Source organism: Brevibacillus sp. Leaf182 (assembly GCF_001423865.2).
Taxonomy (GTDB): Bacteria; Bacillota; Bacilli; order Brevibacillales; family Brevibacillaceae; genus Brevibacillus; species Brevibacillus brevis_C.
This window is the reverse complement of record NZ_LMPN02000015.1, coordinates 247,363-268,044: the sequence shown is the minus strand read 5'-3', so window position 1 is coordinate 268,044 and position 20,682 is coordinate 247,363. Positions and strand designations below refer to the sequence as shown.

Below are 20,682 nucleotides of genomic sequence, written 5' to 3'. Positions count from 1 at the left end.
TTAGGGACACCGACCGAGACGGAATGCAAAAAGCGAAACACGCCCTTAAGCGTCCACCTCTGAAACACATCCTGAGAGGACAACTTTGGACGCGGTTTCGCTTTTTGCATGGAGTCGGGCAGTCAATCCCCCCAGGGGGTGGCCCTAGAAGCTGAGTGTTTTCTCCTGTTTCCTCCCCACCACTACAGCTAGATCAAAGTGTTTTACCCACCCTCTTCTAGACGATCCAGTAAAGAGAGAGTAAACTAGCTACAGGAATATTCCAAACATTAACACTTGACATGAGGAGGGTTTATTCTGATGTTTTCGAGTCTGTTCCGGCGGAAATGGACGACAGTAGATTACGTCCTGATTGTCGTCACTGCCGCGCTCTACGCTGTTGCTATTATTATGCTTGCCAATATCAAGCTCATTCCTTCCGTACCCATCCGTCCGGCCAATGCCCTTCAGCCCGTATTTGGCATGTTATTCGGCTTGCCGGGATGCATAGGTCTTGCCTTTGGAAATATGGTCAGTGATTTGTTGACCGGAAGCGCACCGCCTCATGCGATCGCGGTCGGTTTCTTTTCTAATTTTATGGGGGGCTTTATCGGGTTGCTTGCTGTGAGTCACCCTGCACTGAAAACAAAGCGCAGCGTCCTTCAATATATCGTGTTTGTTGTTATAATCAGCTCAATTGTGGTAGCGTGCGCGATTTTGATTAACGTGGCACTGGGGCTGACACCAAAAGAAGTCGCGGTCTGGTACATCCCAACCGTGTTCTTGAACCAAGCCATTTCCACGGCGATTCTGGGACCAATCCTCTTGAAGCTGCTGTACCCATTCGTGAAGCGCTCTGGACTATACCGGGGCCGTCCCTTGCAGGAATTCAACTATCTCGGAAATGAAAGCAGGATCGCAAGGTGAAAACAGAACCATTGCTGCGAGTAAACGGAGTCTATTGGCACTATGAAGAGGGAGCACAGCCAGCGCTAGCGGACATTCGTCTGGCGCTTGATCCAGGGGAAGTAGTCGGTATAGTCGGGCCTGCTGCCGCAGGGAAAACGACGCTGCTATTAACCATGTCGGGTCTGATTCCGTCTAACTATGGGGGACACTTCGTGGGGAGTGTCGAGTCCACTAGCGAGCAAGGCATCGTTTTTCAGGACCCGGAAACCCAGTTCATCGGGCTGACCGTCGAAGAGGAGCTTGCCTTCTCGCTTGAGAATGCCGGGTGGTCGGACGAGCGAATAGAACGACGAATGGCAGAGGTACTCGATCTGATCGGATTGAACGGCTTTGCTACTCGTTCGCCTCTTGAGCTTTCGGGGGGAGAAAAGCAGCGGGTGGCAATTGCATCCGCTCTTTCCCACAGTCCGCAGGTGCTCATATTGGATGAGCCTACTTCCGAGCTGGACCCGGTGGGAGCGCGGGAGGTCTTCTCGCTTCTTGCACGGCTGAAGCAGGAAAAAGAAATGGCGATTGTGGTATCGTCCCATGCGACAGAAGAGCTCGCGGTCTTTTGCGACCGAATGATTCTGATTGCAGAGGGGAAAATCGTGTTGGACCAGCCGACTCGGCAATTTTTTGCCCAAGTGGACGTGTTGGACGAGCATGGCATATTGGTCCCGGATGTCATCCGACTTTATCACATGCTATACCAGGAAGGCGTCTTGTTGGCGTCCTCTGCTGGTGTTCCCTTGACTGTTGAGGAGCTGGCACTCCACTATAAGGAAGCCCAGCTCGTTCGGGAGGGAAGCCTGTGAGTGTCGTCATTGAATTTGATGAGGTGTGGTATGGCTATGAAAAGGAAAAGCCGGTGCTGCATGGCGTTTCGCTCCAACTGAAACAGGGAGAATTCGTCGCGATCATCGGGGGAAATGGTTCCGGTAAAACGACATTGGCCAAGCACTGTAACGGTTTATACAAGCCAACACAGGGTACCGTCAAAGTGAATGGTCTCGATACCAAGGCGTTGAATGTTGCCCACCTATCGAGAATCGTGGCGTATTGTTATCAAAATCCTGATCATCAAATCTTTCATTCGACCATCAAGGCGGAGGTAGCATTTGGGCCCAAAAACATAGGCTGGCCGCCTGAAAAAATAGAGCAAGCTGTCGCGGAGGCGTTGGCAGCAGTGGGGTTATCCGACAAGGGCGAAGAAGAGCCTCATTTTTCGAGCAAAGGCACGCGGCAAAAGATTGCGGTGGCTTCGATTTTGGCGATGAAGCCGCAGGTGATCGTGCTGGACGAACCTACGACCGGTCTCGATTACCGTGGCATGCAAGAAATGATGGAGCTGGTGCGGCATTTGCACGCGGAAGGTCATACGATTATCGTCATCACGCATGATATGCGTCTGGTAGCGGAGTACGCCCAGCGAGTAATCGTTATGCATAAAGGAAAGCTGCTATGCGACGGGGACCCGCAGCACGTATTTTCACAGCCGGAAGTATTAGCTGTTGCCCAAGTAGAAGCGCCTGCCATGTATCGTTTCGGGAAAGCAGTGGATGTCCATGATCCGATTCCACTCACGCTGACCGCGATGAAAAAACAGTTGCTGGGAGAGGGGATCTAAGATGAAGAATGCCCATCCGAGCTATGCGCTGCTTGTATTCGTTCTGCTGGGCTTGCTCCCTTTTTTATTCCAGGACCCGCGTGCGCTTATTATTTTATTGGTGATAAACATCGCACTGATTGCCAAGCTGGGCTGGGAGCGCTCCATGATTAAGGCGTATGTATTGGTTGGTGGAATCGGTTCGTGCTTTGCTGTGATTACGTGGCTGCCGTTTACCAATGTAGGTACTCCGTACTGGAGCAGCACCATTCCGTTGATCCACTATCCTGTGCAAATCACGGATGTCGGTGTCTTATGGGCATTGGGAATGGGACTTCGACTGGCGAATGTCGCGTTATTGTCGATGTACTATGTGTTTACAACTTCACCCAGAGAAATAGCGATGGGACTTCGCGGGATTGGCGTTCCGTTTTCGATTAGCTATTTGCTCTCGCTCATTTTTCGTTTTATCCCCCTCGTCAAAAATGATTTGGCAATCATTCGGGAAGCGCAGATGGTACGAGGGATGTCGACGAGCGAAGGGAATGTTCCAGAGCGCATCAGGAAGTATAGCTATTTGCTCGTGCCGCTCATCTTCAACTCACTCAAGCGTGTGCAATTGATCGCCAATGCATTGGATGCCAAAGGCTTTCGCATGCGTAACAATCAGCATCGGTTTTACCGCAGCAAACGATGGAAGAAAACAGAAGTACTCACACTAGTGGCTGGCGTATGTATCGTCGCCGCACTATTTTACATCGCCAGGCTACATCCAGATCATATTGGTGTGCTGATTCCGGGGCGTATTTAGTAAGGAGGCAGGTAAAATGGACGAAGCATTGTTTTCGCAGGTCAATCGTTTGCAGGTAGAAGGGGGCACGCTGGAGTACGGCGTCACCGGAAAGCCACATGCACCTGCGCTGCTGCTTTTGCATGGCATTCGCAACACCAAGCTACTGTTTGCGCCCATCCTGCCGGCATTGGCAGAGCGATATCGGGTAATTGCGGTAGATATCCGTGGTCACGGGAATTCTGTGAGCCACGGTTCCTTTTCGTTTGAGCAAATCGTAACAGATTTGATTCAACTCTTGGAGAAAGAACAGCTCGAACAAGTAACGGTTGTCGCAGCGTCCTTTTCTGCTGTGCCTGCCCAGATGCTTGCGATTCGAGAGCCCAAGCGCGTAGCTTCGCTCGTATTGCTGGATGGAGGCTACTATTCCTTGGGAGAAGTGCCCGGGTTCAATAGAGAGAAGGTTGTCGAGCGGCTGTCTACCACGCGTTTTTCTTCCGTAGAGGAAGCGGAAAGGCAGTTCGCAGAGCGGTATGGTACGAGAGTGATGCCAGAGGGCTGGATGCGAGACGAGCTTTTGAAAAGGGAAGACGGCAGCTACGGATACCGTTTGCCAGGGGAGGCGTTCTCCGCTTATTTCCAAGAGTACAGCATTCATAGCCAACCGGAATTGTTCCAGCAGTTAACATGCCCCGTGCTGCTACTGCTGGCTGACGACAGCTTATTGTCAAAAGAAGAGCAGCAGTTTCACCGACAGGCAGTCGCCACTTACCAGCGGATTGTGAAGCAGGCCAAGGTGAAAATGATACCGGAGGCACAACATTTGCTGATGGTGACGCATCCGAAAGAGACCGTGAACGAAATCCATGATTTTTTATCGAAATAAGGAAGGGACAAGCGAAAATTGCTTGTCCCTTTTTCTTTGGTTACCGCTTCGCTTCGCGCATGAGCACGTTGAGCTGTTCTGCCATGGCTTGCTGATCCTTTTGATCTCTCATATGCTTTTTCACCGTTTCTAGCGCTTTGATGCCTTTTTTCGAGCTCACGACCTTCACGGGCGTATCCGTTCCATAGATACGCTCGATTTGGGTGCGTGCTTGGGCGAATGTGCTCTGATGATCGCTTGTACCCAATGTCCCTGCGGTTCCGCTCCCTGATTTTGTATGGGCAGCATCATGCCCGCGACTGGAGCTACCAGAGTAATTGCTGATGAGATGGGACTGCATCGGGTCCATTTGATTGATCGATTGAGCATTGGCAGTAGAAGGGGCCAAGTAGATAGCATCATTTACGATCAATGCCTGGACACCGTGAACGCCCGCTGCCTTCAGTTGGGCTTCCAGCTTTGTAGAAGGACCACCCGTGTGCAGGTGTGAGCTGCCCATGGAGCTGTAGAGAGCATTGCCCATTCCGCTATACGTATGACCGTGCGCGTTTGTCGTGAGTTTCTTATCGCGATCCACGCTTGGAATAACCGTTGCTCCTTTTGGAGTCTGAGCAATAGACTGCGTTCGTGCTGGCGGATGTGGCTTCGTAGGCTGGGCAGCTTGATTCATACAAGCTGTCAGTAGAAGTACAGCCCCTAATCCTGCCGTTCCAACCCATGTGTGGAAATGCTTCATCACGATCCCTCCAAGTCTTCCTGCCTAGATAAACTTATCCTTTGTTCGCTGCGTGAAGTTATGAGTGGAGCATGTTGGAAAAATTTCCGTTCATCACGATTATCTTGTGGAGAAAATGCACAAAACAAAGGAAGGAAATCACTGGAGGTGGTAGATTTGGCAGATTCAAACAACGTGAAGGAGCAGCCAGTATCCCGAAGGAACTTCTTGAAAAACTCTGGACTGGTGCTCGGTAGCTTGGTCGTGGGTGGCGTGGCCGGGAGCTTGCTCCGCAAACCGGAACCTCCGGCGCAGCCAGCAGCACCGCCCCCTGCGGCCGATTACAATCAGGCACTCATGTTTTTTACGCCTGAGCAATTCAAGGTGGTGGATGCCGCCTGTGAGCGTATTTATCCTGAGGATGAGCTGGGTCCAGGCGCGAAGGCACTCGGTGCAGCTTATTTCATTGACCACCAGCTAGCGGGTGATTGGGGCTTTAATGCTCGGGAATACATGCAAGCGCCCTTTTTTCCGGGTGAGATTACACAGGGCTATCAAGGCAGGTTGAAGCGTAGGGAAATATTCGAAATCGGCCTTCAAGAGATGAACAACCACAGTAACAGTACCCACGGAAAACGGTTTTATGAACTCCCACCGGAACAACAGGACGCTGTTTTAAAGGCTTTTGAAACCGATGAAGTAAAATTGACGACCATTTCGGCGAGCACTTTTTTCAATATGCTGCGGGCCAGTACGATCGAAGGCGTATATGCAGACCCTCTGTACGGGGGCAATAAAAATATGGATGGCTGGAAAATGAAGAATTTCCCAGGGAATCAGATGGCGTATACACAACTGATCGATAAGCCTGAGTTTGTGAAGATGGCTCCCTTAAGCTTGCGGGATCATCAACATTGAGGGAGGACTGTACATATGGCCAAAAAGTTGCCCAAGGTTGACGTCGTGATCGTGGGGGTGGGCTGGGGTGGAGGCATTATTGCTTCCGAGCTGACCAAGCAAGGTCTGACGGTAGTGGGTCTGGAGCGTGGCAAGGAGCGCAAAACCGAAGACTACTTCATGGTACACGACGAATTGCGCTATGCCCTTCGTTACGAGATGATGCAAGATTTGTCCAAGGAAACGATCACGTTCCGCAGTAGAATGAACGTTCGCGCGCTTCCCATGCGGTCATACGGTTCCTTTTTGCTCGGGACAGGACTTGGGGGATCTGGTGTCCACTGGAACGGGCAGACTTTCCGCTTCCTGCCGTATGATTTCGAAATCCGCTCCAAGACGATTGAACGGTATGGGGCAAAGAAAATTCCAGAGGGGATGACGATCCAGGATTGGGGCATTACCTACGATCAACTGGAGCCGTACTTTGATAAGTTTGAAAAAATGGCGGGAATCGCAGGTGAAGAGAATCCGTTGGGGGGGAAACGCTCCAGTCCGTATCCGATACCTCCGATGCGTACTACACCGAGTATGAAAATGTTTGCGGATGCGGCGAAAAAGAAAAACCTGCATCCATACATTCTGCCATCCGCAAATCTTTCGCAAGCGTATACCAATCCAGACGGTGTGGCACGGGCAGCTTGCCAGTACTGCGGCTTCTGTGAAAGGTTTGGTTGCGAGTACGGAGCAAAAGCCGATCCAGTGGTGACGGTGATCCCGGTGGCTAAGAAGACAGGGAAGTTTGAAATTCGCACGCATTCCCATGTCCGCAGAATTTTACATACAGGGAACAAGGCGACAGGTGTCTTGTATACAGACGTCACGACAGGGGAGGAATTCGAACAGCCCGCTGATATTGTGGTGATGACCAGCTATGTATTCAACAACACGCGAATCCTGCTCATGTCCAAGCTGGGGAAACCGTATGATCCAGCTACCGGAAAAGGCGTAATCGGTAAAAACTACGCTTACCAAGTCATGAGAGGAGGCGCGGTGGGCTTCTTCGATGATAAGGAGTTTAACAATTATGCAGGCGCGGGATCGTTGGGAATGTGTTTGGATGACTACAACGGTGATAACTTCGATCACGCCGATTTGAAATTTATCCATGGCGCGAATATCGCTGTCACACAAACGGGCTTCCGACCAATCGGCACGAACAAGGTACCGCCGGGAACGCCTAGCTGGGGTAAGGATTTCAAGGCTGCCTCGATCAAATACACAAACCGGTTCATATCGGTAGGCGCCCAAGGAGCTTCCATGCCATTCCGACAGCACTTCCTTGATCTGGACCCGACGTACAAGGACGCATTTGGTGATCCGTTGATCCGCATTACGTATGATTTCGTCGATCAGGACAGGGAGCTGGCGGCTTTTTGTGCAGATAAGTGCGCGGAAATTGTCAAAGAAATGGGTGCGAACGAGAAGCTCGAAATCAATCGAAAGCTCGGACCTTACGATATCACGCCATACCAATCGACGCACAATACAGGCGGCGTCATCATGGGTGCTTCACCTGACACTTCGGCAGTAAACAACTACTTGCAGATGTGGGATGCGGAAAACGTATTTGTCGTCGGGGCTTCTGCTTTTGCGCATAATAGTGGCTACAATCCGACAGGAACGATGGGTGCGCTCTCCTATCGAGCGGCAGAAGGTATTTTGAAATACAGGAAAAGCGCGGGTGGCATGCTTGTATAAGCTGCTTTTCTAGTTATGCAAAACACAATTGCAACTGTGCGAAAAGTCGTTGGGGCAACTAACGGCTTTTTTGCGTGGATCTGAAAAAGTTCATTTGCATGATTGCGAATGTCTGCGTGCACAAAAAGCGAAAAGCACAGGAATGATGCGGTTTCTCACCTTGGCATGCTCCTTGCTATACCCTTTGGTAACCGCACAAGCAAAAGGGAGAGACGAGAAATGACGACAAACAAGTGGAAGATGGACACCTCCATTATTCATACCGCACAAACACCTTGCCAAAAGACAGGAGCAGTCGTATCCGCGGTGGTGCCCGCTGTGGCCTACGCGTTTCCAGATGCAGACTCCGCAGCGGCGTGTGTGGCTGGCGAGAGGGAAGGAACGTATTACGGAAGATATGGCAACCCTACCATCACCACTTTAGAGCAAAAAATCGCCGCATTGGAAAATGGCGAAGCTGCCTTGGGTGTAAGCAGTGGGATGGCAGCCATTTCGGGAGCTTTGCTCGCCTTTTTGAAGCAGGGTGATCATGTGGTGTGTACGCGGGATGTGTACGGGGGGAGCTATAAATTTCTTACGACGATGGCTCCGCGATATGGTATTGCGACGGACTTCGTCGATTGCACGGATTTGCAGGCAGTCGAGAGAGCTTTTTTGCCAAACACAAAAGTCCTGTACATCGAAACACCCTCGAACCCGTGTCTGACTGTTTTAGATATCTCGGCGTTGTCACGTTTGGCGCATGTACATGGCATTGTGGTAATCGTCGACAACACCTTCTTAACGCCTTATTTGCAGCGACCGCTTGAGCTAGGGGCGGATGTCGTCGTGCATAGCGCCACCAAATATTTGAACGGGCATGGCGATGTCATCGCGGGCTTCATCGTTGGGAAGCAGGAACATATCCAATTCATGCGCAAAAACGTCATGGGAGACTTGGGGCAAAATTTGAATGCTTGGGATGCTTTCTTGATCTTGCGTGGGCTGAAAACACTCGGCTTGCGTGTCAGACAGCATGGGAAAAACGCGCAGGCAGTGGCGGAGTTTTTGGCGCAGCACCCTGCAATCTCGCACGTCTACTACCCTGGTCTGCCTTCGCATCCACAGCATGAGCTGGCCAAACGGCAAATGGCTGGAATGGGCGGGATCGTTTCCTTTGAAGTAAAGGGCGGCTACGAGGCAGCCAAATCTTTCATTAACGCACTGCACTTGGCTATGATATCGTTTAGTTTAGGAGATCCCGAGACACTGGTACAGCATCCTGCCTCGATGACGCATTCCTCGATCCCTGCCTCTGAGCGGATCAAGTTCAACATAACGGACGGTCTGATTCGCTTATCGACTGGCCTGGAGGATGTGGAGGATATCATCGCGGATTTGGAGCAGGCGCTAGCTAGTCTGCCAATGGCGGCAGCGTCCAGGGGATAAAGGAACGTGAAACTGGAGGATTGGGCATGACAGAGTTTTCCCGGATCGAGGAATTCATTCAATCGTACGCCGACAATATTTCCAAGGTACTGGGACTCGATGTCACCATCCTGGATGAACAAGGGATACGTGTGAGCGGAACCGGCTACTATCAGGATCTGATTGGATTGCCTGCGCCGGAGGGATCGTTTTTCCGAATGATCCTGCAAACCGGACAGCCGGGAATGATTTTTGACATGAAAAAGAACGAGGCGGAGTGCGGTAATTGCAAGTTTTTGCAACAATGCCGGGAGCTGGCGACGATTGGGTTTCCGGTGCACAAACGGGAGAAGACGGTAGGAGTCATCGGAATTATCGGCTTTTCCCCCGAGCAAAAAGAAAAAATGCTGCACCATTCGGAAAAATGGATGCCGTTTTTGCAGCATACGAGCTCCTTGATTGAGCACAAGCTGCTAGAGCTGGATGCAGAGCGGGAGAAGAGCTGTAACATTCAAGAGGAAATGCCGCAGGCCTCGGTTCATCCGGTGTATTTCGCCCAATTGATTGGAGCAGAAACAGGGTTGCGCGATGTGATTGTCAAAGCGAAAAAAGTGACGAACAGCACTTCCACTGTTTTGATCCGGGGGGAGAGCGGAACGGGCAAGGAGCTCATGGCAAAAGCCATTCACTGCGAGAGTGCACGCAGCAGACATCCATTTGTGGCAGTCAATTGCGCAGCGATTCCCGAGACCTTGTTAGAAAGCGAGTTGTTCGGGTACGAAGGCGGTGCATTCACGGGCTCCAGACGAGAAGGGAAGCCGGGGAAATTTGAATTGGCCCACAAGGGGACGATTTTTCTGGATGAAGTAGGCGATATTCCGTTGTCCCTACAGCCCAAGCTGCTGCGCGTCCTTCAAGAGAAAACGGTAGATCGGGTAGGCGGCGTAAAAACGCTGGGTGTCGATGTACGTGTCATTGCGGCTACACACAGAGATTTGGAGAGCATGGTCAGGGAAGGGACGTTTCGCGAGGATTTGTATTATCGACTCAACGTCATCCCCCTACGGTTAAAGCCGTTGCGTGAACGCACGGAGGATATCGTGCTTTACTTGCAGCATTTCCTGTATCGGTACGGGACGTTGCTGCAAAAAGGCAGACTGGAGCTCGAAGCCCAACTCGTCCAACGACTACAAGCGTACGAATGGCCGGGAAATATTCGTCAGTTGGAAAATGCCGTCGAGTATATGGTCAACATGGCGGAGGGGCAAGTCATCGGCAACGAGGAGCTTCCTGAGTATTTGCTGTTCGAGGATGAGCCGACGACAGCAGGCAGCGATTTGGGACTGGAAAAGCAGGTGGCTGATTATGAACGCTCCATTCTCCAGCGCTACTTGAACGCAGGCAAGTATGGCCAGGACAAAGCCGCGATTGCCCATGAGCTGCAAATCAGCTTGTCGACCTTGTACCGGAAGATGGAGAAATACGGTTTGGAAAAAGGATAGAGGAAAATAAAAAACCAGCCTGGATGGATCGGAGTTTTTCCGAGGTCCGGGCTGGTTTGTTTGTATTTACGAAGGCTGCGGATCTTTTTTCGCTTTCAGCTCGTAATGGCCAGTTTTGCCGCTAATGTACCACTCAGGGGTTTCTTCTTCACGTGCTTGGCGGTGACCTTCCAGATGAACGTCACTCAGCTCCCACTGCTTCCACGCCTCTTTTGATTCCCAGCGGATCATGACGACCACTTCTTCTTCACCTTTACGTGGCTTCTGTACCAGCACGCTTAAATCTACAAAACCAGGAGCCTTCTCAACAGCACCAGGCTCGCTAAAGCCTTGTACGATTTTGTCAGAATGACCTTCCTGGACGACGTATGTTTTTATTTCCATCATCATGAAGTGCGACACTCCTTATATACCATTTCCCTACTTTTCCATATTATTGAGAAATATTATCATTGTCAACCAGATATTAGCAAATGGTAGGACGATCGAGAGCTTCGTTTTCAAGTGGGACTTCTTCTTTTTTGGGAGCAGCGAAAATATCAATACCACGTTCGAGGAGGATTTCTATCGCCTCGCGAACAGGGAGAAGTGGCAATTGCATTTCATCGGCTACGGCAGCTTCTATATCAGAGACAGTGTGGAGGGGTGTGATCTGGTCTGTGCCATCTGAATAACCGATGTGGAGAGTGTTGTTTTTGAGGGCCACGAAGCGATCTTGCTCCAGTTGAAAACGATGTATGTGAAGTCGATTCAAAAAGAAGGCGTCTGGTAAAAAAGAGGAGCGGATGACTTCCGATAAGTCGGACAGTTCTTTTCGTTCGTCCGGATGAAAATCCCACGGAGGAATTGCCACTTTTCCGTTTTCATACCGCGTAAAGCGATAGTGTTCAGGATGATCGGGACTTTTGGTCAATTCCATCGAAACAGTGCCAAAATGCCTGGCATGGTTCCCCTCTTCCAGAAAATGAATCGGCTCAAAGATAGGCGCGGTAGCCCCTGTATCCACATAGACGGGTGTATCTCCTGTGTTCGGACCATCAATCAGGATGGCAGTATGCCCACCGCCTGGCAAAATGAGGTGACCGAAGAAGCCAAGGGTGCGAAGCAGCGCGAGAAAGCTGTGATTGGTGGTATAGCATGTGCCGCCGAAATGATAGTGGGTCGCATTGTGCACATATTCCTCAGGGGTTGGTGCTACGTGTTTTCCGTCACGGAAGAAGAGCAGCTTGCTTACATTTTCATAAGGGAAGATCTGCAGTTGCGCACGACAGAGCTGGCTGAGATAAGAGAGGCTAGGGGACTTGCGATCTAGCTGTAGACGTTGAAGGTATAAACTCGCCCAGTTCGGTAAGGTAGACATAAACAAGTTCACTCCTTACATAAAATAAATAATAAATGAAAATGTTTGTTAAGTGTTGATAGGGAGATCGTATCATATGGGACAAGTGGTAATCAACCTAAATTTTTCCAGGAAACAAAAAAGGCACCGGAAGGATATCCTCCGGTGCTAGCGGGTCCCTAGTCCGCTGTCTTTTTGGTACGAATAAGATAAGTGCAGAAGAAATTATAATAACGACTTAATTTCCCCGGTATTCGGGTTCACTACGAACCAGCCATACGTACTGGTGTAGCTGTCGCCAGATTGGAAGTTGTTTACGACTGTTTGGTACACCTGAATGACATAGTGACCTTTTTCGTCGTCGTGAGCGTACTCGACTACATGTGTCGGCGAGAGCTTGCCAGCGAATTTCTTTTTCACGAGCTCGATCGCTTCCATTTTGGAGTACATTTTTGCTGATGGAATTTTACCGATGAAAATCGATTTGGTTCTCGCGTCGTAAATGACCGGTTTGTTCAGGTTCTCTGCTACGAAGCGGATTGGTACATAGACGGAGTTTTTGTACATGATGCCTTGTACGTCGCTGTTTGGTGATTTCGGCAACCCGTCAAAGTAGTAGGTGAACGGTGTTTTCATTCCTTCTTCCGCGTCTGGAAAAGCGGGTGCTGCAATGGCAATTCCGGAAAAGAGCACCGAACCTACAACAATGCCCCCCAAAAATGACTTGATGTCCCATTTCATGATGTGAAACCCTCTCCCTTTCTCTTTTCTCTAAATCTTCCCAGCAATCATTATGTCAAAGATCATAGGAGAAAAGCTATCAAACGAGGGTACTAGGAAACAAAGACTAGGAATCATGGGAAAAATAGGACTAAATCAGAATGGTCCTAGTTCTCGAATCAGTGGTTCAGTGATTGAAAGGTTTGTGGTAAGGTAGAAAAAAACAGCGGACAAGGTGAGGAACATGGCTACTATATTGCAAAATGACTGGGCCCCCGTATTGGCCGATGAATTCGAGAAGCCCTATTATGTAAAGCTTCGGCAGACGTTGAAGGAAGAGTATCAGACGCAGACCATTTACCCAGATATGTTTCATATATTCACAGCGCTGCACCTGACTGAATATCAGAATGCAAAGGTTGTGATCTTGGGGCAGGACCCGTATCACGGACCGGGACAAGCACATGGATTGAGCTTTTCGGTCAAGCCGGGAATCAAGCCGCCGCCGTCTCTGGTCAACATCTACAAAGAGCTGAAAAGCGATGTCGGTTTTGAAATTCCCCAGCACGGTTACCTGAATCATTGGGCAAAGCAAGGGGTCATGATGCTGAACACTGTTCTGACGGTTCGCCGTGGCACTCCGAATTCGCACAAGGACATTGGGTGGGAGACGTTTACGGATCGAATTATTCATTTGTTGAACGATCGGGAGACACCACTCGTTTTCATCCTGTGGGGAAAGCATGCGCAGGAGAAGGCGGCATTCATTGATCGAAACAAGCATTTCGTCATCGCCTCCCCGCATCCAAGCCCATTTTCGGCGAATCGCGGCTTTTTTGGCAGCCGTCCTTTTTCGCGGACCAATGAGTTTTTGCGTTCGCGCGGGATTCAAGAGATTGATTGGCAGTTGCCGATGCAGGTTGAGGAAGAGTAGCCTGTATTTTTGCAGGTAAAAGGAAAAGGATCTCCATTGTTTTGCATCATGCAAGGGAGATCCTTCTTTTTCTGCCGATTAATCTTTGCTTTTGACAACGAGCAGCTTGCCCGTTTGAATCGTGATCGTTCCAGTCTGTTGCGTTAGAAGATTGCTGATGCCAAGCGTGTCGCCGATCCGCAGGGTAGCGTCCTTCAACGGATAAAGGAATCCAGTTAAGGTAATCCCTGTGACTTCCGGTGTAAAAGGTAGCAGGGAGATATGCTCAAAATGATCCTGCATTATCGTACAATGGCGGTCAATCAGACGGATTTCATTGGTCTCATCAAGAATGCGGCAGTTGGTGCCCGTCTGCAACGCTTTGTTCAGCAAGTGTACGTTTGCCAGCATATGGTCAAAACGAGAGCCGAGCACGCCAAGCAGCACAATTTCCTCGGGCTGTTGCTCGATTGCCCAAGTAAGGGCCATCTCTGTATCGGTTAAATCTTTCATAACGGGATCGCAAGAGGAGATGTGCATACTGTGGCGTTCAATTTCTGCCATTTCCTCGGAGCTGACAGAATCAAAATCACCGATCGACAATCTTGGTACAAGACCGTTGCGAACGAGGAACAAGGCACCTCTGTCAACGCCGACGAGCCAATCATTTTCGCGAATCTCTTGGATCGCCCAGTTGTCCAGATTGCCTCCAGCGAATAGTAGGATGCGTGTAGGATTCATGCTACGGCCACCTTTTTCTTTTAAAAATATCCTCTATGTAGGAATCGAAGAGCGAAATGTGCTCTGACAAGCAAGGCGATAGCCTGTAGCGAGTTTTTCTCCCAGCTTTGCTTTTTCCTGTCCGGTTGGGGTGTCGAGTAATGATGCACCTGCTACGATCTGTACATGGCACTTGCCGCAATGCCCTTGTTGGCATTTGTAAGCGATGGGTTGATCTTGCGCGAGCGCAGCTTGTAATAGAGTCTCGGAGGGAGTGTACCGGACTGGCATCGTTTGTGAGCGTTGCTTCACCTGTACGAGCTTTTGCTCTGATTGGGGGCGAGCCGGGCTCATTTCTGTTTTTTTCAAAGACGTATGCGTATGCACCGGAACGGGAGCTGGACTCGACATCTGTACGCCAGATCGTCCAGGAATGAGCGAGCCAACCGTAAGCTGTTTGCGCATAGGAACCTCCCGAGTAAGTGATTTTTTTCATATTACCATGTCAGGCGTGTGGGTGACAAAGCTGGAGAAAGTGTCCGTAAATGATTGAATTTTTAGATTTTATCGATTAAAATATTTTTATCAAAAACCAGGAAGGTGATACCATGATTACCATCAAACGGATGAGCGACTGTACCTTTGCAGAAGTGACCAAAGCGTGGAACCGAGGATTTGAAGGCTATTTTATCGAGTTTACGATGACAGAAGAAATGCTTGTCCAGCGACTGGGGGGCGAGGGATACGTGTTGTCCCTGTCTGTGGTTGCTTTTGACGGCACGGAGCCGATTGGCGTAGTGGCCAGCGGGATGAGGACAGTTGCAGAGAAAAAAGTCGCGTGGAATGGTGGTACGGGTGTCGCCACGGAATATCGCCGACAAGGAGTAGGGAAGCAACTGATTGAGGCAGCATTGGATTTGTACATGGAGGCAGGGGTGGAGGTAGCTACCTTGGAGGCATTGAGCCAAAATACCAAAGCGATTGCCTTGTATGAGCAAAAAGGCTATGACGTCGTGGATCGTCTGTTGTTTTTGCAGCAGAGCGGACCACTGGCAGAGAATGCCTTTCAGACAAATGTGCAGGCTGATTATCGGGTTCGGCGCATTTTGGCCCAGGAAGCCGCCATGCTGCCGTTTTACGTAACCGATGTCCCTTGGCAAAATTACTGGCTGAACCTGCGAGATGCGCAGGCCGTGCTCGTAGAAGACAGAGAGGGGCAGGCGGTCGGCTATGCGATGTACAAGTGTGCGGTAAACGAAGAAGGCAAAGTGAGTGGGATCGTGCTGCGTCAATGTGTAGCACAGCCAGAGCATCCTGATGCACCTGACATTTTGAAAACCGCACTCGCGCATGTGTATGGCCCGCTTGCACACGATTGCCGCCGGTCTACGTTTAATTTGCGTGCCGCTGATACCTTACTTGTTGAAGTACTGCAAGCGGCGGGATTTGGTCCTTCCGAGACAGAGCAGGTGTTTATGATCAAGCAGATGGAAGCTGCAAAGACCCCTGTCGTCTAGGGAGTGAAGACGTCTGTCAATGCTGGCAGTTCGTGCAGGCGAATACTTTGCGGGAGGAGAGCTCGCTCTTTTCGATAGGCTGTCCACAGCGCGGGCAAGGCTCACCACCGCGATCGTACACCTGGCAGCGCTCATCGAAGCCACCTGTCAGGGAATCGCCAGAAAAGAGCGGCTGCATGTAGCCCCCGAATCGAATCGCTTCATTGAGCACGGTTTGCATGGAATGATACAGTCGTTTTTGTTCCTCGAGAGAAAGTGTCGGGATCGTCCGGGTAGGCAGGATGGCGGCATGAAAGCAGATTTCGTCCGCATAGCAGTTACCGATACCCGCCAGCCAATGCTGATTGACTAATGCCGTTTTGAGGACGCTGCGCTTGTCAGCGAGCAGCTCCGTAAATCGGGTAAAGGTAAACAGCGGGTCCAATGGTTCGGGCCCAAGAGGAGCCAGTCTTTCGTCGATCTGAACGTTGGTGAGCAAGTGCAGGTAGCCCAAACGGAGGCCGTGAAAATATAAAAGTCGTTCTCCAAAGGAAAGAGTCACTTGGGCGGTTCGCTTCAGCTTGTCTTCCGCAGAGCCCAGGTATAGAAAACCGCCGAGCATTAGATGAAGCAGCAGGACATGGCTACTTTCCAGATGGAAGAGAAGATGCTTGCCGCGTCGGTCGACAAGTGTCAGGCGATTGTCTTGGAGCAGTCGAGCAAATTCCGCAGGCGGCAGATTGATCGTTTTTTCCCGTTGAACGTGTAAGGCTGTAATCGTTCCGCCACCGATTTTCTCCTGTAGCAGTCGGCGATAGGTCTCCATCTCAGGTAATTCTGGCACGTTGACTTCCTCCCGTACGCAAAGTTTTTCGTAGGATTTCCCATATGGATGATCCACATGCCGTACCCGTCACTGTTTTTTGGTGATGGGTCTTTTGAATTTAGACAAGATTACCAACGCTATTAGGAAATGGGGTAATATAATATGTAAGGTAGTAGGATGAGGGCATTGCCCGAAGGATTATTGGACGGACAGGAGATTACATATGCAAAAAGTAGAATTGATCGCTACGGCGACTTTTGGTTTGGAATCAGTAGTAGCAGAAGAGGTAAAGGCGCTCGGATACGGACCGGTACAGGTGGAAAACGGTAAGGTAACGTTCACCGCAGATATTTCTGCGATTCCCCGCACAAATTTGTGGTTACGAACTGCCGACCGCGTGCGTCTTAAGGTAGGGGAGTTCAAAGCGACTACGTTTGACGAGCTGTTTGAAAAGACAAAAGCGTTGCCTTGGGCTGATTGGATCACAGAGGATGGGACGTTTCCTGTGGAAGGGAAATCAGTCAAATCTACCTTGTTCAGTGTGCCGGATTGCCAAGCCATCGTGAAAAAAGCGGTGGTAGAAAGTCTGAAAAAGACCTACAAGCGCGAGTGGTTCGATGAGCTAGGGCCGCTGTACAAGATCGAGGTGGCACTTCTCAAGGATGTGGCGACGCTGACGATTGATACGTCAGGACCGGGCCTGCACAAGCGCGGCTACCGGGAATTGATCGGACAAGCGCCACTGAAGGAAACCATGGCTGCGGCGATGATTATGCTGTCGCGCTGGAAGCCTGACCGGGTGTTCATGGACCCATTCTGCGGATCGGGTACACTTCCGATTGAGGCGGCGTTGATCGGGCAAAACATCGCTCCGGGGATGAACCGGGAATTCGTTTCGGAGACGTGGCCTATCATTCCGAAAACAGCTTGGCGTGAAGCTCGCGCAGAAACGCATGATTTGGCGCGCTATGATCAAAAGCTGGAGATTATCGGGACAGATATGGATGACGAGATCCTGAAAATTGCCCGCCACAACGCGACTGAGGCTGGTGTAGATGACCTGATTCATTTTCAGCGCATGGATGTGCGGGATGTGCGAACCAAGCGCAAATACGGCTACTTGATTTGCAACCCACCTTATGGGGAGCGTTTGGGAGAATGGAAGCAGGTTGCCAAGATGTATGGCGAAATGGGGAAAACCTTTGCTGCCATGGATACGTGGTCTTTCTACATTATTACGTCCGATGAACAGTTTGAGGAGCATTTTGGTCGTACAGCAAGCAAAAAGCGCAAGCTCTACAACGGAAATATCAAGGTAGATTACTATCAGTTTTTCGGACCTAGACCGCCGCGCGGACCGATGGTTACCCCGACCGAATAAACATAAAGAAGGGGCATAATTGGAGGAGAAAATGCAATGAGTAAGAAACGATTCGGGAGCAGAATGCTGGCTGCGCTATTGGCAGCAGCTACATTACTGGTCCAAAGCACGCCGTTGACTCATGCTGCGACAGAGCCAGAGAAACCGGCGGTGGAGAGCGGGAAACCAGCAGAAGAGACCAAGAAGCTGGAAGATCAGTTCAAAAAGCAAGAAGAAGCGCACACGGAGTTTACGGATTTGGGCAACAGCTACGCCAGTAAAGCCGTAAACAGACTTGCAGCTCTTCATATGATCAGTGGCCAGGGCGAAAACCGCTTCAACCCACAAAACACGATTTCTCGACAGGATATTGCGGTGCTTTTAACAAAAGTAATCGGTCTTCAACCAACAGAAATCGAGGATGCAGCTTTTGAAGATATGCCATTGGAAAGTCCTTATGCACCGTACGTATATGGACTATCTGAGTTGGGTGTGATGAACGGCAGAAGTGAGCACACCATGGGTGCTCTGGACCCGCTTACACGACAAGAGCTGGCTGTCATGCTGTCTCGTTTGATGAAAGAGGGCTCTGTGACCAAAGTGGCTGGTCAGACTCCTGTTGCATACAGCGATGAAGAAGAGATCGCCGACTACGCCAAAACGGCCGTGGAAGAAGTAACGAATCAGCGCTGGATGCAAGGTGCAGGCGGTAAGTTTAATCCGTCAGGAACCGTCACGCGTGCGGAGGCTGCTGTGATCGCTGAGCGCGTCTTGGATGCACGCTACCAGCAAGCAGAACAGGTGAAATACAAGGTAGATGTAGAGCGGCTGAGTTTGGCTGCTGGCACGAGCCAACGCTTGAAGGTAAGCAGTATCAGCGGAGATGAGTTGCCGTTTACACCTATTTTCGCTTTTGATCGTCCCGAGCTGGGAACCATCTCGGCTGACGGAACCTTTGTTGCAGGTCTTACAGCAGGAAAAGGAAATCTCACGGTAACAGTCGGCTACAAAACGACGACAATTCCGGTTGAGATCAAGGACGCTGGTAAGCCAGTTGTTGAAAAGGCAGAGGACACGACAAAGACTGCACCGGTGACTTCCTCCAATGATTCGGCAACGAAAGTCGATGAAAGCAAGACGGTAGTAGAGGGAGAAAAGCCAGACGCAGACAAAGGAACAACAGAAGCGGATGCTACGAAGCCTGCTGATCCAAAAGAAGAGGCTGAGGAGCCAGCAAAGCAGGACGAACTGGTCAATATCGCACCAGGCAGCTATACAGCGGTTACTACTTTTGGAGCGCCAGACTCGTATTTCCAGGAACTGGAGAAGCAGTATCCGGGTCCAGTAGGCGGGCTTGTTACGCCTACAGAAGACTGGACGGGATACCACCGTCAGTTTGGGCGCAAGGTGACCGTTGAGCTCGACGAAGCGAAGCCATTGGAGAGAGTTGCGCTGACGTTTAAGCAGCAGAAGACCTCGGGTATCACGATGCCAGAATACATGGAAGTCGAGGTATCTCGCGACGGAAAAGTGTGGTCGTATGCGGGAAGAGCCGTTCACGATGTTTCCGCCAAAGAGGACAAGCTGGTTACACGCACATTGAGCGTAACCCTGCCAGACGTCAACACCCGCTATGTCCGGGTATCCTTCCCGGTGAAAGTATTTGCGTTCGCTCGCCAGTTGGAGGTATGGGCGAAAACGGATAGCGAGTGGAACAATGGCGCTGTCTTGCTGCCGCCACCAAACCCGGCGAAGCTGGAAGAAGCCAAACAAGCAGGTCGTCGTGTAGAAAATATGCTGCTCGCTTATACCGGAGAGCATGGCGAACTCGGAACATGGACCAAAGAGGATTTCCTCCCGATGGTTGGCTACCGCACCGTAGATGGTTATATGCGCGATCAGATGTTTGACACGATTTTGTTCCTGCCGTATCAGACCATTCCTGCTACGAAGGAAAGCTGGACAATGTACATGAATGATTTGTTCGGCTCAAACAAGCAGCTTGACGCTCTCAACCAGGCAATGCGGGAGTACAACCGACTGCGCGGAACGCTGTATACAACACCGACGCAGGAAAATGTCGTGTTGGCGCTGCCGTATCCGAATGCCAATCAGACCAATTTTGGTCAGCTGAATGAAAAGAAACCATCCCTCTCCTTCAACCCTGCGGGAATTGGGGAAGAGCAAGCGTATTTGAATCGCAAAGCTGCGTTGGAATGGTACTTCCAGGAGCTCATGAAGCGCTGGAACAAGGAAGAATACGCCTATCTGAAGCTGGAAGGAATCTATTGGTTCCATGAGCTGGTGGAGGATAGTGCACCGAAAGAGCGCCAACTGATTCGTGACATGGGTAGCATGGTGCATGATGAGGCGTTGCGTTACTATTGGATTCCGTATTTCGGTGCACCAGGAGTGTCCGAGTGGAAATCTCTTTATTTCGATAAAGCATTCCTGCAGCCGAGCTATTACAGCGACAAGCCGGTAGGAATTGACCGCATTCAAGGGGTATTGGATGTCGTCAACAAGTACGACATGGACATCGAGATCGAAGGCGACTGGAAGATGTACAATGATCCGAAGTTCTATCAGACCTACTACAATCAGTTAGTTGCCACCCACAAGCTGGGGATGGATAAAGACAACGTACACGCTTACTACTTCGGCTCCAAGACATTGCTAGAGTCTGTCAAGAGCACGGACCCTGTCAAGCGCGCCATCTATGATGATACGTACAAATGGATGCGCGGTCGTTTTGACAGAACAGAATTTTTCGAGGGTAGCGAGATGCCGTAGTGAATGGAAAAGAGTCTGTTTCCT

The 20,682-nt window shown here is 50.5% G+C and carries 20 protein-coding genes; 13 read left to right on the top strand and 7 right to left on the bottom strand.

The features are described 5' to 3' along the window. The first annotated feature begins 300 nt into the window (after nucleotides 1-300). From ASG16_RS04155 to ASG16_RS04135, 5 genes are read left to right on the top strand one after another with little or no spacing between them, the layout of a single operon-like run. Entirely contained in the window at nucleotides 301-906 is a 606-nt protein-coding gene (locus tag ASG16_RS04155; protein ID WP_056486730.1) for a QueT transporter family protein, read from the top strand. After that, entirely contained in the window at nucleotides 903-1,745 is an 843-nt protein-coding gene (locus ASG16_RS04150; RefSeq protein WP_056486733.1) for an energy-coupling factor ABC transporter ATP-binding protein, read from the top strand. The genes ASG16_RS04155 and ASG16_RS04150 overlap by 4 nt, the downstream gene beginning before the upstream one ends. Beyond that, nucleotides 1,742-2,557 carry an energy-coupling factor ABC transporter ATP-binding protein gene (locus ASG16_RS04145; protein ID WP_056486736.1) on the top strand — a complete coding sequence of 272 codons (816 nt, stop codon included), beginning with the start codon at nucleotides 1,742-1,744 and terminating at the stop codon, nucleotides 2,555-2,557. The genes ASG16_RS04150 and ASG16_RS04145 overlap by 4 nt, the downstream gene beginning before the upstream one ends. 1 nt (nucleotide 2,558) lies before the next feature. After that, nucleotides 2,559-3,347, top strand: coding sequence for an energy-coupling factor transporter transmembrane component T (locus ASG16_RS04140; RefSeq protein WP_056486739.1), 789 nt, complete (start codon nucleotides 2,559-2,561; stop codon nucleotides 3,345-3,347). A 16-nt stretch (nucleotides 3,348-3,363) separates the two neighbouring features. Beyond that, nucleotides 3,364-4,212: an alpha/beta fold hydrolase gene (locus ASG16_RS04135; RefSeq protein WP_056486742.1), complete on the top strand. Its 849-nt coding sequence runs from the start codon at nucleotides 3,364-3,366 to the stop codon at nucleotides 4,210-4,212. A 40-nt stretch (nucleotides 4,213-4,252) separates the two neighbouring features. On the opposite strand, the gene ASG16_RS04130 is transcribed toward ASG16_RS04135, so the two are convergent. Beyond that, nucleotides 4,253-4,948 carry a hypothetical protein gene (locus ASG16_RS04130; protein WP_056486745.1) on the bottom strand — a complete coding sequence of 232 codons (696 nt, stop codon included), beginning with the start codon at nucleotides 4,946-4,948 and terminating at the stop codon, nucleotides 4,253-4,255. 147 nt (nucleotides 4,949-5,095) lie between these two features. Between ASG16_RS04130 and ASG16_RS04125 the strand changes: the two genes are divergently transcribed. From ASG16_RS04125 to ASG16_RS04110, 4 genes are all read left to right on the top strand, one after another. Continuing rightward, nucleotides 5,096-5,845, top strand: a complete 750-nt coding sequence (locus tag ASG16_RS04125; RefSeq protein WP_048035163.1) for a gluconate 2-dehydrogenase subunit 3 family protein — start codon at nucleotides 5,096-5,098, stop codon at nucleotides 5,843-5,845. Nucleotides 5,846-5,860: 15 nt separating this feature from the next. Next, complete coding sequence (locus ASG16_RS04120; RefSeq protein ID WP_048035162.1) at nucleotides 5,861-7,582, top strand: GMC family oxidoreductase; 1,722 nt, start codon at nucleotides 5,861-5,863, stop codon at nucleotides 7,580-7,582. A 219-nt stretch (nucleotides 7,583-7,801) separates the two neighbouring features. Further along, on the top strand, nucleotides 7,802-9,010 hold the full coding sequence (locus ASG16_RS04115; RefSeq protein ID WP_056486749.1) for a trans-sulfuration enzyme family protein: 1,209 nt from the start codon (nucleotides 7,802-7,804) through the stop codon (nucleotides 9,008-9,010). A gap of 26 nt (nucleotides 9,011-9,036) precedes the next feature. After that, nucleotides 9,037-10,491 (top strand): sigma-54 interaction domain-containing protein, encoded by a 1,455-nt coding sequence (locus ASG16_RS04110; RefSeq protein ID WP_056486752.1) that lies wholly within the window; start codon nucleotides 9,037-9,039, stop codon nucleotides 10,489-10,491. A 66-nt stretch (nucleotides 10,492-10,557) separates the two neighbouring features. Here ASG16_RS04110 and ASG16_RS04105 read toward each other — a convergent pair whose 3' ends face one another. The 3 genes from ASG16_RS04105 to ASG16_RS04095 all read right to left on the bottom strand — a co-directional run bounded on the left by ASG16_RS04105 (nucleotide 10,558) and on the right by ASG16_RS04095 (nucleotide 12,571). Then, complete coding sequence (locus ASG16_RS04105) at nucleotides 10,558-10,881, bottom strand: antibiotic biosynthesis monooxygenase family protein (protein ID WP_048035159.1); 324 nt, start codon at nucleotides 10,879-10,881, stop codon at nucleotides 10,558-10,560. A 76-nt stretch (nucleotides 10,882-10,957) separates the two neighbouring features. Beyond that, a complete protein-coding gene (locus ASG16_RS04100) occupies nucleotides 10,958-11,851 on the bottom strand; it encodes an arylamine N-acetyltransferase (RefSeq protein ID WP_056486755.1) in 894 nt (297 codons plus the stop codon). Nucleotides 11,852-12,055: 204 nt separating this feature from the next. Beyond that, nucleotides 12,056-12,571: a stalk domain-containing protein gene (locus ASG16_RS04095; RefSeq protein ID WP_015893706.1), complete on the bottom strand. Its 516-nt coding sequence runs from the start codon at nucleotides 12,569-12,571 to the stop codon at nucleotides 12,056-12,058. 223 nt (nucleotides 12,572-12,794) lie between these two features. On the opposite strand from ASG16_RS04095, the gene ASG16_RS04090 reads away from it, so the two are divergent. Beyond that, nucleotides 12,795-13,484: a uracil-DNA glycosylase gene (locus tag ASG16_RS04090; protein ID WP_056486758.1), complete on the top strand. Its 690-nt coding sequence runs from the start codon at nucleotides 12,795-12,797 to the stop codon at nucleotides 13,482-13,484. 78 nt (nucleotides 13,485-13,562) lie between these two features. Here ASG16_RS04090 and ASG16_RS04085 read toward each other — a convergent pair whose 3' ends face one another. Beyond that, the gene (locus ASG16_RS04085) at nucleotides 13,563-14,204 is read right to left on the bottom strand and encodes a thiamine diphosphokinase (protein ID WP_056486761.1); all 642 of its coding nucleotides are present in this window, start codon (nucleotides 14,202-14,204) and stop codon (nucleotides 13,563-13,565) included. Nucleotides 14,205-14,237: 33 nt separating this feature from the next. Further along, nucleotides 14,238-14,648 (bottom strand): 2Fe-2S iron-sulfur cluster-binding protein, encoded by a 411-nt coding sequence (locus ASG16_RS04080; protein WP_056486764.1) that lies wholly within the window; start codon nucleotides 14,646-14,648, stop codon nucleotides 14,238-14,240. Nucleotides 14,649-14,791: 143 nt separating this feature from the next. On the opposite strand from ASG16_RS04080, the gene ASG16_RS04075 reads away from it, so the two are divergent. Then, complete coding sequence (locus ASG16_RS04075) at nucleotides 14,792-15,700, top strand: GNAT family N-acetyltransferase (RefSeq protein ID WP_056486766.1); 909 nt, start codon at nucleotides 14,792-14,794, stop codon at nucleotides 15,698-15,700. A gap of 16 nt (nucleotides 15,701-15,716) precedes the next feature. Here ASG16_RS04075 and ASG16_RS04070 read toward each other — a convergent pair whose 3' ends face one another. Next, entirely contained in the window at nucleotides 15,717-16,523 is an 807-nt protein-coding gene (locus ASG16_RS04070; protein ID WP_056486768.1) for an Fpg/Nei family DNA glycosylase, read from the bottom strand. 205 nt (nucleotides 16,524-16,728) lie between these two features. On the opposite strand from ASG16_RS04070, the gene ASG16_RS04065 reads away from it, so the two are divergent. Together ASG16_RS04065 and ASG16_RS04060 are read left to right on the top strand one after the other, a co-directional pair. Continuing rightward, nucleotides 16,729-17,886, top strand: a complete 1,158-nt coding sequence (locus ASG16_RS04065; protein ID WP_056486769.1) for a THUMP domain-containing class I SAM-dependent RNA methyltransferase — start codon at nucleotides 16,729-16,731, stop codon at nucleotides 17,884-17,886. Nucleotides 17,887-17,922: 36 nt separating this feature from the next. After that, a complete protein-coding gene (locus ASG16_RS04060) occupies nucleotides 17,923-20,658 on the top strand; it encodes a DUF4855 domain-containing protein (RefSeq protein ID WP_056486774.1) in 2,736 nt (911 codons plus the stop codon). Nucleotides 20,659-20,682 lie beyond the last annotated feature (24 nt).

Bases quoted from the DNA above. Each gene is read 5' to 3' on its own strand.
- ASG16_RS04155 (WP_056486730.1), top strand. From the start codon at position 301: ATGTTTTCGAGTCTGTTCCGGCGGAAATGGACGACAGTAGATTACGTC.
- ASG16_RS04140 (WP_056486739.1), top strand. From the start codon at position 2,559: ATGAAGAATGCCCATCCGAGCTATGCGCTGCTTGTATTCGTTCTGCTG.
- ASG16_RS04135 (WP_056486742.1), top strand. From the start codon at position 3,364: ATGGACGAAGCATTGTTTTCGCAGGTCAATCGTTTGCAGGTAGAAGGG.
- ASG16_RS04130 (WP_056486745.1), bottom strand. From the start codon at position 4,948: ATGAAGCATTTCCACACATGGGTTGGAACGGCAGGATTAGGGGCTGTA.
- ASG16_RS04120 (WP_048035162.1), top strand. From the start codon at position 5,861: ATGGCCAAAAAGTTGCCCAAGGTTGACGTCGTGATCGTGGGGGTGGGC.
- ASG16_RS04115 (WP_056486749.1), top strand. From the start codon at position 7,802: ATGACGACAAACAAGTGGAAGATGGACACCTCCATTATTCATACCGCA.
- ASG16_RS04110 (WP_056486752.1), top strand. From the start codon at position 9,037: ATGACAGAGTTTTCCCGGATCGAGGAATTCATTCAATCGTACGCCGAC.
- ASG16_RS04105 (WP_048035159.1), bottom strand. From the start codon at position 10,881: ATGATGATGGAAATAAAAACATACGTCGTCCAGGAAGGTCATTCTGAC.
- ASG16_RS04100 (WP_056486755.1), bottom strand. From the start codon at position 11,851: ATGTCTACCTTACCGAACTGGGCGAGTTTATACCTTCAACGTCTACAG.
- ASG16_RS04095 (WP_015893706.1), bottom strand. From the start codon at position 12,571: ATGAAATGGGACATCAAGTCATTTTTGGGGGGCATTGTTGTAGGTTCG.
- ASG16_RS04090 (WP_056486758.1), top strand. From the start codon at position 12,795: ATGGCTACTATATTGCAAAATGACTGGGCCCCCGTATTGGCCGATGAA.
- ASG16_RS04085 (WP_056486761.1), bottom strand. From the start codon at position 14,204: ATGAATCCTACACGCATCCTACTATTCGCTGGAGGCAATCTGGACAAC.
- ASG16_RS04080 (WP_056486764.1), bottom strand. From the start codon at position 14,648: ATGCGCAAACAGCTTACGGTTGGCTCGCTCATTCCTGGACGATCTGGC.
- ASG16_RS04075 (WP_056486766.1), top strand. From the start codon at position 14,792: ATGATTACCATCAAACGGATGAGCGACTGTACCTTTGCAGAAGTGACC.
- ASG16_RS04065 (WP_056486769.1), top strand. From the start codon at position 16,729: ATGCAAAAAGTAGAATTGATCGCTACGGCGACTTTTGGTTTGGAATCA.
- ASG16_RS04060 (WP_056486774.1), top strand. From the start codon at position 17,923: ATGAGTAAGAAACGATTCGGGAGCAGAATGCTGGCTGCGCTATTGGCA.